This is a genomic window from Streptomyces sp. NPDC087310, from assembly GCF_044744405.1.
GTDB lineage: Bacteria > Actinomycetota > Actinomycetes > Streptomycetales > Streptomycetaceae > Streptomyces.
The window spans coordinates 792,709-805,490 of the sequence record NZ_JBIUYF010000004.1 but is presented as its reverse complement, the minus strand read 5'-3'; the positions used below and the strand labels follow the sequence as shown (position 1 = coordinate 805,490).

The window sequence follows — 12,782 nt, the reverse complement described above, 5'->3', positions numbered from 1 at the left end:
ATCGGTACCGGGTCCGCCAAGTTGCCTGCGTGTTAACGAAATTGTTGTGCTTTATTGGCTTTCCTCCCCCTCGGGACCGGTGGGGACGATCTTCCGTTCCTCCGCGAAGTGGCAGGCCGAGGGGTGCGCGGCCGGCCCCTCCGCCGCCCTGAAGACCTCCGGGACCGTCAGCGGCGGCACCTCCACCGCGCACCGCTCCCGCGCCTTCCAGCAGCGCGTACGGAAGCGGCAGCCGGACGGCGGGCTCGCCGGGGACGGCACGTCGCCCACCAGGATGATCCGCTCCCGGTGCGCACGCGCGGACGGGTCGGGCAGCGGCACCGCCGACAGCAGCGCCTGGGTGTACGGGTGCGTCGGGTGCTCGTAGATCTGCGTGTCCGAGCCGATCTCGGCCAGCCGCCCCAGATACATCACCCCCACCCGGTCGGAGATGTGCCGGACGATCGACAGATCGTGCGCGATGAAGATGTACGACAGGTCGAACTCGTGCTGGAGGCGCTCCATCAGATTGATGACCTGCGCCTGGACGGAGACGTCCAGCGCCGAGACCGGCTCGTCGGCGACAATGATCTCCGGCCGGAGCGCGAGGCCGCGCGCGATGCCGATCCGCTGGCGCTGCCCGCCGGAGAACTGGTGCGGGTAGCGGTTGATGTACTCCGGATTGAGTCCGACGACGTCCAGCAGGTCCTGGACCCTGCGCCGCCGGTCGCCCTTGGGGGCCACCTCGGGGTGGATCTCGTACGGTTCCCCGATGATGTCGCCCACGGTCATCCGCGGATTGAGCGAGGTGTACGGGTCCTGGAACACCATCTGGATGTTGCGCCGTACCGCCTTCAGCGCCCGTCCCGACAGCTTCGTGATGTCCTCGCCCTTGTACCGGATCGATCCGGACGTCGGCCGCTCCAGGTTGACCAGCATCTTCGCCACGGTCGACTTGCCGCAGCCGGACTCCCCCACGATGCCCAGGGTCTCGCCGGGCGCCAGGCCGAAGGAGACCCCGTCGACCGCCTGCACCGCGCCGATCTGGCGCCGGAAGAGGATGCCCTGGGTGAGCGGGTAGTGCTTGACCAGGTCCCGTACCTCCAGGAGGGGTTCAGCCATCGAGCGTCTCCTTCCAGAAGTAACAGGCGCTCCGCCGCTCCCCGGTCCGGTCCGGCTCACCGGGCGCGCCCGGCTCCCCGACCGCGCCCAGTCCCCCGGCGGCCCGGCCGTCCTCCGTCACCTCGTACAGCGGCGGCACCTCGGTACGGCACACGTCCCGGGCCCTCGGGCAGCGCGGGTTGAACGCGCAGCCCGGCGGGATGTGCAGCAGGTTGGGCGGCAGGCCCTTGATCGCGTACAGCTCCTCGCCCTTCTGGTCCAGGCGCGGGATCGAGTCCAGCAGCCCCCGCGTGTACGGGTGGGCGGGCGCCTTGTAGAGGGCGTGGACCGGCGCGGTCTCCACGATGCGGCCCGCGTACATCACCGCGATCTTGTCCGCCACGTCGGCGACGACGCCGAGGTCGTGGGTGATCAGGATCAGCCCCATGTTCAGCTCGCGCCGGAGCTCGGCGAGGAGGTCCATCACCTGGGCCTGCACGGTCACATCGAGCGCGGTCGTCGGCTCGTCCGCGATGATCAGCGCGGGTTCGAGCGCGAGCGCCATGGCGATCATGATGCGCTGGCGCATACCCCCCGAGAACTGGTGCGGGTAGTCGTTCACGCGGTCCTTGGCGGCCGGGATACGGACGCGGTCCATCAGTTCGACGGACTTCGCCCGCGCCTGTTTGCGGCCCATTCCCCGGTGAACCTCGAACATCTCCCCGAGTTGGGCGCCCACCGTGAGCACGGGGTTGAGCGAGGACAGCGCGTCCTGGAAGATCATCGCCATCTCGGCCCCGCGGATCCTGCGGCGCTGCTCCTCCTTGAGTTTCAGCAGGTCCCGCCCCTGGAAGAGCACTTCGCCGCCCGTGATCCGGCCGGGCGGCGTGTCCAGGATCCCCATGATCGCCTGGGCGGTCACGGACTTGCCGGACCCCGACTCCCCGAGCACGGCGAGGGTTTCGCCCGCCGCCACCGCGTACGTGACGCCGTTGACGGCCTTGGCGACCCCTTCACGGGTGTGGAACTCCACCTGGAGATCGCGCACTTCGAGCAGGGCGGGAGGCGGCAGCATGGAAGGGGGCTCCTCAGCGCAGCTTGGGGTCGAGGGCGTCGCGTACCGCGTCGCCGAGCATGATGAACGCGAGCACGGTGATCGCCAGCGCGCCGGCCGGCCAGAGCAGCATGTGCGGGGCGTTGCGGATGTACGGGGAGGCGTCCGAGATGTCGATGCCCCAGGAGACCGTCGGTGGTTTGAGGCCCACTCCGAGGTACGAGAGGGTCGCCTCCAGCGCGATGAACGTACCGAGCGCGATGGTCGCCACGACGATCACCGGCGCGACCGCGTTGGGCAGGACGTGCCGCAGCATCATCCGCGGGTTGGAGGCGCCGAGCGCGCGCGCCGCCTGAACGTAGTCGTTCTGTTTGACGGTGATGACGGAGCCGCGGGCGATCCGGGAGATCTGCGGCCAGCCGAGCAGCACCATGAAGCCGATCACCGGCCAGACGGTGGCGCTGGTCACCACGGAGAGCAGCACCAGCCCGCCGAGGACGACGGGGATCCCGAAGAAGATGTCGGTGATCCGGGAGAGGCCCGCGTCCCAGGACCCGCCGAAGAATCCGGCGAGCCCGCCGAGGACCGAGCCGACGACGGCGACCCCGAGACTGGCGAGGACGCCGACGACGACGGAGGTCCTGGCGCCGTAGACGGTACGGGTGTAGACGTCGCAGCCCTGTCCGTTGAAGCCGAAGGGATGGCCGGGCCGGGAGCCCTCCTGCGCGTCGGCGAGATCGCAGGAGAGCGGGTTGCCACTGGCGATCAGCGACGGCCAGATCGAGATGACCACCAGAAAGATGATGATCAGACCAGAGATGACGAAGACGGGGTTGCGCCGCAGATCCCGCCAGGCGTCGGACCACAGGCTGCGCGCCTTCCCCCCGGGCCCGCCCGCCACCGGGTCCCCAGGCCCGCCCGCCACCGGCCCCTCCGGTCCGCCGTCCCTCTCCAGGGTGAACCCCTCGCCGGTGGCGAGGTCCATCGCACCGCCGGCGCCGGTCCCGGCGATGGCGCCCCCGTCGGCCGTGGGACCGTTCGGGCCGGGTCCGTCGGGGTTCGGGCGCTGCGGGTCAGGCATACCGGATCCTCGGGTCGAGTACGGCGTACAACAGGTCGACCAGCAGGTTCGCCACCAGGAAGACGATGACGAGCACGGTCACGAAGCCGACGACGGTCTGGGTGTTCTGGCGCAGAATGCCCTGGTAGAGCTGGAATCCGACGCCGTGGATGTTGAAGATCCGCTCGGTGACGATGGCACCGCCCATCAGGGCGCCGATGTCCGTACCGATGAACGTGACCACCGGGATCAGTGAATTGCGCAGCAGATGCCTGACGATCACCCGCCGCCGGGGCAGCCCCTTGGCGACGGCCGTACGGACGTAGTCGGAGCGGGTGTTCTCCGCGATGGACGTCCGGGTGAGCCGGGTGACGTACGCGAGGGAGACCGAGGCGAGCACCAGCCCCGGCAGGATCAGCTCGTCGAGCGGCGCCGCCGGGGAGACCGAGGGCTCGATGATCTTCCACCGCACCCCGAAGAGGAGTTGGGCCAGCAGTCCGGTGACGAACGTCGGTACGGCGATGACGACGAGCGTCAGCAGCAGGACGGAGGTGTCGACCGGGCGGCCCCGGCGCAATCCGGTGACCACGCCGAAGACGATCCCGATGACGATCTCGAAGAAGACGGCGACGAGCGTCAACCGGATGGTGATCGGAAAGGCGGAGGCCATCAGGTCGATGACCTCCTGCCCGTTGAAGGCGGTGCCGAAGTCTCCCGAGAAGACATGGCCCATGTAGGTGAGGTATTGCCGCCAGACGGGCTGGTCGAGGCCGAAGTCCTTGCGGAGCTGCGCCTCGGTGGCGGGGTCGCACTGCCGGTCGCCGCAGAGGCCGGCGACGGGGTCGCCCATCACATTGACCATCAGGAAGATCAGCAGCGTGGCGCCGATGAAGACCGGGATCATCTGGAGCAGACGCCGGATCACATAACGTCCCATGAGGGCTCCGGGGGAAGGGGTCGAACGGTGGCCGTGGCTCTTCGGTCGCGCTTCGGCCGCTCCGTTCCGGCGTCAGTGGACGGTGATCTCGTTGTAGACCGGGACGCTGAACGGGTTGAGCGCCACGTTCGAGACCCGGTCCGAATAGCCGGCGCTGCCGTTCTGGTACCAGAGCGGGATGGCCGCCATCTGATCGCGCACCACTCCCTCGGCCTGCTGGAACTTGGCTGTGGCCGTCTTCGTGTCGACCTCGGCGTTGGCCTCGTTGATCAGCTTGTCGAACCGCGCGTTGCTCCACTTGCCGTCGTTGGACGAGGCGTTGGTGTAGTAGAGCGGCTGGAGGAAGTTCTGGATCAGCGGGTAGTCCATCTGCCAGCCCGCGCGGAAGGGCCCGGTGAGCTTCTTCCGTCCGATCTGGTTACGGAAGTCCGCGAAGGTGCCGACGGGGCTGCCGACGCACGCCTTGTCCTTGCCGAGCGCGTTGTTGATGCTGTTGCAGACGGCGTCGACCCACTCCTTGTGGGAGCCGGTGTCCGCGTTGTACGTGATCTTGAGCCGGCCGCCGGGGATGCCGCCGCCCTCCTGGACCAGTCTCTTCGCCGCCGCGGCGTCGTACGCGCACGCCGACCCGCAGAGCCCCGCCTTGTAGCCGCCGTCCGCGCCGAGCACCGGTGAGGTCCAGTCGGTGGCCGGGGTGCGGGTCTTGCGGAAGATGGTCTCGGTGATCTGCTCACGGTTGATCGCCCGGGAGAGCCCGGTACGGACCTTGACGGCCTTCGCGGTGTTCCAGCGCTTGTCGTAGTAGGGGAAGGCGAGGGTCTGGATGATGCCGGCGGGCGTGTTGATGTAACGGCCGTTCAGATCGGCCTTCACGTTCTTGAGCTGCGCGGCGGGGACGTCGTCGACCAGGTCGAGATTGCCCGCGACGAGGTCGGTGTAGGCGGTGTTGTTGTCCGTGTAGACCATGAGGTCCACACCGCCGTTCCGTGCCTTGTCCGCCCCCGGATACGCCTTCCAGGTGCGCAGCGACATCTGGGAGCCCTTGGTGTACCGCCGTACCGCGTACGGGCCGTTGCCGATCGGCTTGGCGAGCCACGCCGCGTGCTGGTCGTGGAACGCCCTGGGCAGCGGCGCGAAGGCCGCGTACCCGAGGGTGTCGGGCCAGGTGGAGAAGCGCTGCGACAGCTTGACGGTGAAGGTACGCGGCCCGGTGACCTTCAGGCCCGAGAGGGTCTGGGCGGTCGGTGCGCCGGAGACCGGGTGGACCTTGTCGTATCCCTCGATGTACTGGAAGAAGTACGCGTTCTTCTGGTTGTTCTTGAGGTGGGCGCCGTAGTTCCAGGCGTCCACGAAGGACGCGGCGGTGACCTTCTCTCCGTTGCTGAAGGTCCAGCCGTCCTTGACGGTGACGGTGAAGTGCGTCGAGTCCGTGGACTCGATCTTCTCGGCCAGTTCGTCCTCGGCCTTGCCGGTCTTCGGGTTGTACCGCTTCAGCCCGCGGAAGATCATGTCGAGGACCTTGCCGCCCTGGACCTCATTGGTGTTCGCGGGTTCCAGCGGGTTCTGCGGGTCCCCCCAGGAGGAGCGCACCACCCCGTCCGCACCTCCACGAGCGCCGCTGTCTCCCCCGCCGCACGCCGTCGCCGCGAGGGTGACGGCCACCGCGCAGGCGGCCCACTTGGCGTGCGTCGGCGTAGCTCCTCGCATGAAGGGTCCTCCTCGGAGTGGTCGGGCTCAGATGAGGGCCAATATCCACCCATAGGGCGCAATACACACACACGACTCACCTGAACGGACGGATCCCCCTCCGGATGTACGCATACCGGCGAGTGACGCGCGCACGCGCGCCGGGGCCGGTTGCCTTTCGGTCGGGTCACGACAGGAGCGCATTCGCACCAACGGTTGGCCATGCGTGCACCAAGCCGCAAAAGAGGCATTCAAGGCCACGAAGAATTCATTGACCGTGCACGTAACCGATTGAAAAAGTCCTATTGGTCCGCGGATCTGACCGTGGAGCTTTCGATCTCTTCCGGCCAGGAGCATCATGACCTCCGCACCTTCTCCGGCCGCCGTCCCTCTTGAGGCAGTCGCCGGGAACGCCGGCGGCGCGCCGGCCTCCGCGGCACCGGGAGGCGGGGCCGGCCGCTCCCCGGGACAGCTCGCCCTGCGGCGCTTCCGGCGCGACCGTACGGGCGTCGTCTCGGCCTGTGTCGTCGCCTTCTTCTTCGTGGTGGCCGCCTGCGCCCCGCTGATCGCCCGGCTCTACGGGAAGAATCCATACGACACCTACGGCCAGGACAACCCCGGCCTGCTCAACGACTTCGGGTTCCCCGTCCGCCCCAACGGCGGTATCAGCGGCGCGTACTGGTTCGGCATCGAACCCGGGCTCGGCCGGGACGTCTTCACCTTCCTGCTGTACGGGATCCGCAACTCGCTGCTGATCGCCACCGTGACCACGCTGCTGGTGGCGGTGTTCGGGGTCGTCATCGGTGTCACCGCGGGCTATCTCGGCGGGAAGACGGACTACCTCGTCGGCCGGGTCGTCGACATCCTGCTGGCGTTCCCCTCGACGCTGTTCTTCATCGCCTTCTGGCCGGTGCTGATCTCGATCCTGGTGTCGCCCGAGGAGAACACCCCGGTCTGGCTCACCGTCGTCAGCCTGATCTCCGTGATGACCGCCTTCGGCTGGGCCCCCATCGCCCGGCTGCTGCGCGGCGAGGTACTCGCCCTGCGGGAACGGGAGTTCGTGGAGGCGGCCAAGGTGACCGGCGCGTCCCCGGCGCGGATCATCCTCAGGGAACTGCTCCCCAACCTGTGGACGCCGATCCTCATCCAGGCGACCCTCGCGCTCCCCCTCTTCGTCACCACCGAGGCGGGGCTCGCCTTCCTGGGGGTGGGGCTCAGCTCACCGACCCCCGACTGGGGCGTGATGATCCAGCGCGGCTCGAACGTGTACCAGAACGACATCACCTTCCTGCTCTTCCCCGGGCTCGCGATGGTGATCTTCGTGATCGCCTTCAACCTCCTCGGCGACTCGGTGCGCGACGCACTGGACCCGAAGACCAGACGCTGACACCCGCCGCGTGGGCCTCGCACCCCGGGGCCCCGTACCTCCGTACTCCCGCACTCCCGTACTCCCGTACCGCAGCACCTTCGTACCCCCGTACCGCAGAACCCATTCGGCTCCACTGACGTACCGACAGGGCAGGAATCATGTCCCTCTCCCGCAGAGACTTCGTCATAGCCACCTCCGTAGCGGCCGGGGGCTCCGCGCTCCTCTCCGCCTGTAGCAGCGGCAACGCCGGCTCGGGCGGATCCGGCGGCACCGGTCCGGGAGACGGGGGCGGGGGCGGAAGCGCGGACGGAAGCGCGGGCTCCACGACGTACACCGGCAGTACGGTCGCCATCGGCACCGCCGCCGACTCCACCGGGCCCGCGCCCGCCGTCGCCGGTGCGCGCACGGGCGGCACGATCCGCGGCATCGGCCCCGACGACTTCTCCCATCTCGACCCGCAGCGCATCTACTTCTCCTGGAACTCCACGGTCGGCAACCTCTACATCCGCTGCCTCACCGGCTACCGGATCGCGCCGGACGGCTCCATGAAGCTGGTCGGCGACCTCGCCACCGACCCGGGCACCATGTCCGACGGCGGCAGGACATGGACGTTCACGCTGAAGGACGGCCTCATGTGGGAGGACGGCAGCGCCCTGACCGTCGACGACGTACGCCACGGCATCGAGCGGGGCTTCGCGAGCTTCACCACCGAGGGCGCCGGCTACCTCCAGACCGCGCTGACCGGTTCCACCGACTTCCGGGCCGCGTACAAGGGCCCGTACGGCGGCGAGCACCTCGACTCCGTCGTCACCGACGCGAAGAAGCGGACCATCGCCTTCCATCTGAAGCTGGCCCGCCCTGACCTCAACTTCACACTGGCGATGCACTCGTACGGCGCCGTACCGGTCGCGCTGGACACCAAGGAGAAGTACGACAAGGACCCGGTCTCGGCCGGTCCGTACAAGCTCAAGCAGCACGCTGTCGACAAGTCGATGACCCTCACGCGCAATCCGCACTGGGACGAGCGGACGGACCCGATCCGCACCGCCTACCCGGACAGCTTCGCCTTCGAGTTCGGCCCGCAGGCGCTCGCCGCCTCGGACCGGCTGATCGCCGACTCGGGCGACGACCGGTACGCGGTCATGGCGTACAGCGGGGTGCCGGCCGAACGTATCCAGAACGTCCTCACCGACCCCGCGCTGAAGAAACGCACCATCAACGGCCTGCTCACCGGCCTCTACTACTACGCCATCAACACCCGGCGCGTCCCCGACCTGAAGGTGCGCCAGGCCCTCATCCACGCCTGGCCTCTGGAGCAGATCCGGCAGATCTACGGCGGCCCCTCCGCCGGCGACATCGCGACGACGATCCTCAGCCCGGACATCCTGGGGCGCGAGAAGTTCGACGTCTACGGGAAGCTGAAGAAGCCGCAGGGCGACCCGGAGGCCGCGAAGAAGCTGCTCAAGGAGGCGGGCAGGAGCGGCCAGAAGATCGTGTACGCCTTCCCGCAGGGCGACAACTACGACAAGACCAAGGTCGTCATCGAGAACGCGCTGACGAAGGCGGGCTTCCACCCCGTCATCAAGCCGCTTGACTCCACCAGTTACTACGACCAGGTCCAGCAGATCGACAACCAGTTCGACGTGATGTGGTTCGGCTGGGCCCCGGACTGGCCCACCGGCTACACCCTGATCCAGCCGCTCTTCGACAGCGGCACGATCGCCAACGGCGCCAACAACATCTCCGAGCTCAAGGTCGGCTGGGTGGACACGGCGATCAAGAAGGACGTGGTGATCGCGGACCCGAAGCAGGCGGGGAAGGCATGGGCCGCGCTGGACCGGCGGATCATGACCGAGGAGGCGCCGATCATCCCGGAGACGTACCAGCGCCGCTTCTACCTGGCCGGGTCGAAGGTCGGCGGAGCGCTCTTCGACCCGCTGTTCTCGGCGGCCGTGCTCTACAAGCTGTACGCCAAGGACTGAGGACTCCGGAGGAACCGAGGAACCCAAGGAACCCGAGAAACCCGAGGACCCGCGAAACCGAGGACCCGCGAAACCCGAGGACCTGAGGAAAACACGCCATGTTCCGCTTCCTGGTGCGCCGCACGCTCGGCGCCGCGGTGATCCTGCTGATCATCAGCGCCTTCACCTTCGTCCTCTTCTACGTCGCGCCCCGCGACCCCGCCCGGGTCGCCTGCGGCAAGGTCTGCACGCCCGAGACACTGGCGCTGGTACGGCGCAACCTGGGCATCGCCGATCCGCTGCCCGTGCAGTACGGGCACTGGCTCCAGGCGGTCTTCGTCGGCCGCGACTACGCGTCGTTCGGGCACTGCCCGGCGCCGTGCCTCGGCTACTCGTTCCACAACCGCGAGCCGGTCCTCGCCACCATCCTCGACCGCTTCCCGACCACACTGTCGCTCTCCCTCGGCAGCGCCGTCGTCTTCGTGGTGCTGGGCGTGGGCGCGGGCATGCTCGCGGCGGTCAAGCAGGGCAAGGCGCTGGACAAGGTGGCGTCCTCGGCCTCGCTGGTCGGCTCCTCGCTCCAGATCTACATCGTCGGCGTGGTCGCCATGTACTACCTGACCGACCAGTGGCACATCCTGAGCCGCCCGCAGGACGTCCCGATCACGCAGGACCCGGCGGGCTGGTTCCGGGGGCTGCTGCTGCCCTGGTTCGTCCTCGCGCTGATCTTCACCGCCAACTACACGCGGATGGCCCGCTCCCAGTTGGTCGAGACGCTCGGCGAGGAGTACGTACGGACGGCGCGCGCCAAGGGCCTCTCCCGCCGGACGGTCTTCTTCCGCTTCGCCTGGCGGGGTGCGATGGGACCGATCGTCACCATCTTCGGGCTCGACATCGGCGCGCTGCTCGGCGGCGCCATCATCACCGAGCAGACGTTCAACCTGCACGGCATCGGCGCGCTCTCCGTCAAGGCGGTGCAGGACAACGACCTGCCGCTGCTGCTCGGGGTCGTCCTCGTCGCGGCGGGCGCGATCGTCGTCTTCAACATCGTCGTCGACGCCGTGTACGCCCTCATCGACCCGCGCGTACGCCTCGCCTAGGGCCCGGGAGACACACTCCATGACCACGCACCCCATGACCACACACCCCGTGAACACCTCATCTCCCGCCCCCTTCCTCTCCGTCCGCGACCTTCGGGTGCACTTCGCCACCGAGGACGGCACCGTACGGGCCGTCGACGGGCTCTCCTTCGACGTGGCGCGCGGCAGGACCCTCGGGATCGTCGGCGAGTCGGGCTCCGGCAAGTCCGTCACCAGCCTGGCGGTCCTGGGCCTGCACGACCGCGACCGCACGACGATCGACGGGGAGATCCTGCTCGAAGGCCGCGACCTGCTCACCGTGGGCGAACGCCGGCTCGAACGGCTGCGTGGCGACACGATGGCCATGATCTTCCAGGACGCGCTGGCCTCCCTCTCGCCGTACCACACGGTCGGCCGGCAGATCGCGGAGACGTACCGCAAGCACACCGGCGCCTCCCGGAAGGCCGCCCGCGCGCGGGCCGTCGAGATGCTGGGGCGCGTCGGGATCCCGCAGCCGGACGTACGGGTCGACGACTACCCGCACCAGTTCTCCGGCGGGATGCGCCAGCGCGCGATGATCGCGATGGCACTGGTCTGCGACCCCGAACTGCTGATCGCGGACGAGCCGACGACCGCGCTCGACGTGACCGTGCAGGCCCAGATCATGGACCTGCTGAAGGACCTCCAGCGGGAGACCGGCACCGCCATCATCTTCATCACCCACGACCTGGGTGTGATCGCCGACATCGCGGACGACGTGCTCGTGATGTACGGCGGCCGGTGCGTGGAGCTCGGGACGAAGAAGGAGGTCCTGCGCGCCCCCCAACACCCGTACACCTGGGGCCTGCTGGGCTCCATGCCGAGCCTCGACACGCCGGTGGACGTGCCGCTCGCCCCCATCCCCGGCACCCCGCCCAGCCTCCTCGACCCGCCCGGCGGCTGCCGCTTCCATCCGCGCTGCGCCTTCACCGAGCAGGTGGGCGGCGCACTGTGCGCGACCCGGCTGCCACCGCTGGAGCCGGCCGCGGGGCATGGGGCGGCCTGCCATCTCGACGCCGCCCAACGGGTCGAGTTCTCGGCCGACTTCGCGGGGGCGGGACCGGTGTGAAACGGCACGCCCCCTACGCCCACCGAAAGGGCTTCGCACCCCATGAGCACCCCCTTGAGCACCCCCATGACCACGCCCACGCCCCTCCTGGACGTCTCCGGGCTCACCAAGCACTTCCCGATCACGGGCGGCTTCCCGATCCGGCGTACGGTCGGCGCGGTCCAGGCCGTGGACGGGCTGGACTTCACGGTCGGCGAGGGCGAGAGTCTGGGCCTGGTCGGCGAGTCCGGCTGCGGCAAGTCGACGACGGGCCGGCTCATCACCCGCCTCCTGGAACCGACCGCGGGCCGGATCACCTACCGGGGCCAGGACATCACGCACGCCTCCCGCAAGGGGCTCGCGCCGGTCCGCCCCGAGATCCAGATGATCTTCCAGGACCCGTACGCCTCGCTCAACCCGCGGCAGACGGTGGGCCGGATCATCGCCGGGCCGATGGAGATCAACGGTATCGATCCGCCGGGCGGCCGGGAGAGACGCGTACGTGAACTCCTCGACACGGTGGGCCTCAACCCCGAGCACTACAACCGCTTCCCGCACGAGTTCTCCGGCGGCCAGCGCCAGCGCATCGGGGTGGCCAGGGCGCTCGCCCCGCACCCGAAGCTGATCGTGGCCGACGAGCCGGTCTCGGCGCTGGACGTCTCGATCCAGGCGCAGGTGGTCAACCTGCTCCAGCAGCTCCAGCGCGAGTGGGGCATCGCCTTCGTCCTCATCGCCCACGACCTGGCCGTCGTACGCCACTTCTCGCAGCGCGTGGCGGTGATGTACCTGGGCCGCATCGTGGAGATCGCGGACCGGGACGAGCTGTACGGCGCCCCGCGCCACCCGTACACCCGGGCGCTCCTCTCGGCGGTCCCCGAGGCCACGCTCCCGGACGACGCCGCCCCGCCGCGCGCCCGTATCCGCCTGACCGGCGACGTCCCGTCCCCGGTCCACCCGCCGTCGGGCTGCCGCTTCCGTACCCGCTGCTGGAAGGCGACGGACCTCTGCGCGACGGCGACGCCCCCACTGGTACGGCCGGAGGGCAGCCGGGAGGGTCATCTGACGGCCTGTCACCACCCGGAACCGCTGTCCCCGAAATGATCCGGGCCTGAGCAAAATAATCCGGGCCTGAGCGAAATGACCCGGGCCTGAGCGAAAGTCCCCGGGACCGCTTTTGTCCCGTACCGCGAACGGCGCCGCCGCGTCGAGGCCGGGCGAAATCAGGGTCCTGCGGGACTGGCATATTCCACGCCGATGTCCGACCTTTCCGGCGGAATGCCCCTCGGCGGGTCGGGCTCGCTCGGGGATCTCGAAAATCCTCCGTAACTGTTTCCGCCAGGCGACGGCGACCGCTCCGTCACGCCCGGTATCACCCGCCCGAACAACCTCACGCCGACCGAATGAGAGACAGTGGCGCTGGTCAAGGGGCATGCCGTAGATCATCTACACGGGGCGCTTACCTCCGGCCA

Annotated in this window: 10 protein-coding genes; 5 read left to right on the top strand and 5 right to left on the bottom strand. The window is 68.9% G+C overall.

Translation table 11 applies throughout. The features are described from left to right. Window positions 1–51 precede the first annotated feature (51 nt). The 5 genes from ACIO3P_RS18740 to ACIO3P_RS18720 all read right to left on the bottom strand — a co-directional run bounded on the left by ACIO3P_RS18740 (window position 52) and on the right by ACIO3P_RS18720 (window position 5,838). On the bottom strand, window positions 52–1,101 hold the full coding sequence (locus tag ACIO3P_RS18740; RefSeq protein WP_401851358.1) for an ABC transporter ATP-binding protein: 1,050 nt from the start codon (window positions 1,099–1,101) through the stop codon (window positions 52–54). Beyond that, window positions 1,094–2,155 carry an ABC transporter ATP-binding protein gene (locus tag ACIO3P_RS18735; protein ID WP_401791518.1) on the bottom strand — a complete coding sequence of 354 codons (1,062 nt, stop codon included), beginning with the start codon at window positions 2,153–2,155 and terminating at the stop codon, window positions 1,094–1,096. Before ACIO3P_RS18735 ends, ACIO3P_RS18740 begins: the two co-directional genes overlap by 8 nt. A gap of 13 nt (window positions 2,156–2,168) precedes the next feature. Beyond that, window positions 2,169–3,215 carry an ABC transporter permease gene (locus tag ACIO3P_RS18730; RefSeq protein ID WP_401851360.1) on the bottom strand — a complete coding sequence of 349 codons (1,047 nt, stop codon included), beginning with the start codon at window positions 3,213–3,215 and terminating at the stop codon, window positions 2,169–2,171. Further along, window positions 3,208–4,131, bottom strand: coding sequence for an ABC transporter permease (locus tag ACIO3P_RS18725; protein WP_329829143.1), 924 nt, complete (start codon window positions 4,129–4,131; stop codon window positions 3,208–3,210). Before ACIO3P_RS18725 ends, ACIO3P_RS18730 begins: the two co-directional genes overlap by 8 nt. A gap of 72 nt (window positions 4,132–4,203) precedes the next feature. Further along, a complete protein-coding gene (locus ACIO3P_RS18720; RefSeq protein WP_329829142.1) occupies window positions 4,204–5,838 on the bottom strand; it encodes an ABC transporter substrate-binding protein in 1,635 nt (544 codons plus the stop codon). Between the two features lie 337 nt (window positions 5,839–6,175). Here ACIO3P_RS18720 and ACIO3P_RS18715 point away from each other — a divergent pair, with 337 nt between their 5' ends. The 5 genes from ACIO3P_RS18715 (at window position 6,176) to ACIO3P_RS18695 (ending at window position 12,414) form a co-directional block, all read left to right on the top strand. After that, the gene (locus ACIO3P_RS18715; protein WP_329829141.1) at window positions 6,176–7,204 is read left to right on the top strand and encodes an ABC transporter permease; all 1,029 of its coding nucleotides are present in this window, start codon (window positions 6,176–6,178) and stop codon (window positions 7,202–7,204) included. 140 nt (window positions 7,205–7,344) lie between these two features. Beyond that, the gene (locus ACIO3P_RS18710) at window positions 7,345–9,168 is read left to right on the top strand and encodes an ABC transporter substrate-binding protein (RefSeq protein ID WP_401851363.1); all 1,824 of its coding nucleotides are present in this window, start codon (window positions 7,345–7,347) and stop codon (window positions 9,166–9,168) included. Window positions 9,169–9,266: 98 nt separating this feature from the next. Further along, on the top strand, window positions 9,267–10,247 hold the full coding sequence (locus ACIO3P_RS18705; RefSeq protein ID WP_329829138.1) for an ABC transporter permease: 981 nt from the start codon (window positions 9,267–9,269) through the stop codon (window positions 10,245–10,247). Window positions 10,248–10,266: 19 nt separating this feature from the next. Continuing rightward, complete coding sequence (locus tag ACIO3P_RS18700) at window positions 10,267–11,334, top strand: ABC transporter ATP-binding protein (protein WP_401851366.1); 1,068 nt, start codon at window positions 10,267–10,269, stop codon at window positions 11,332–11,334. Between the two features lie 66 nt (window positions 11,335–11,400). Then, window positions 11,401–12,414 carry an ABC transporter ATP-binding protein gene (locus tag ACIO3P_RS18695; RefSeq protein ID WP_401851764.1) on the top strand — a complete coding sequence of 338 codons (1,014 nt, stop codon included), beginning with the start codon at window positions 11,401–11,403 and terminating at the stop codon, window positions 12,412–12,414. Window positions 12,415–12,782: the final 368 nt, after the last annotated feature.

Excerpts from the sequence above, each read along its gene's own strand:
- ACIO3P_RS18740 (WP_401851358.1), bottom strand. The coding sequence starts at position 1,101 with ATGGCTGAACCCCTCCTGGAGGTACGGGACCTGGTCAAGCACTACCCG.
- ACIO3P_RS18735 (WP_401791518.1), bottom strand. The coding sequence starts at position 2,155 with ATGCTGCCGCCTCCCGCCCTGCTCGAAGTGCGCGATCTCCAGGTGGAG.
- ACIO3P_RS18730 (WP_401851360.1), bottom strand. The coding sequence starts at position 3,215 with ATGCCTGACCCGCAGCGCCCGAACCCCGACGGACCCGGCCCGAACGGT.
- ACIO3P_RS18725 (WP_329829143.1), bottom strand. The coding sequence starts at position 4,131 with ATGGGACGTTATGTGATCCGGCGTCTGCTCCAGATGATCCCGGTCTTC.
- ACIO3P_RS18720 (WP_329829142.1), bottom strand. The coding sequence starts at position 5,838 with ATGCGAGGAGCTACGCCGACGCACGCCAAGTGGGCCGCCTGCGCGGTG.
- ACIO3P_RS18715 (WP_329829141.1), top strand. The coding sequence starts at position 6,176 with ATGACCTCCGCACCTTCTCCGGCCGCCGTCCCTCTTGAGGCAGTCGCC.
- ACIO3P_RS18710 (WP_401851363.1), top strand. The coding sequence starts at position 7,345 with ATGTCCCTCTCCCGCAGAGACTTCGTCATAGCCACCTCCGTAGCGGCC.
- ACIO3P_RS18705 (WP_329829138.1), top strand. The coding sequence starts at position 9,267 with ATGTTCCGCTTCCTGGTGCGCCGCACGCTCGGCGCCGCGGTGATCCTG.
- ACIO3P_RS18700 (WP_401851366.1), top strand. The coding sequence starts at position 10,267 with ATGACCACGCACCCCATGACCACACACCCCGTGAACACCTCATCTCCC.
- ACIO3P_RS18695 (WP_401851764.1), top strand. The coding sequence starts at position 11,401 with ATGACCACGCCCACGCCCCTCCTGGACGTCTCCGGGCTCACCAAGCAC.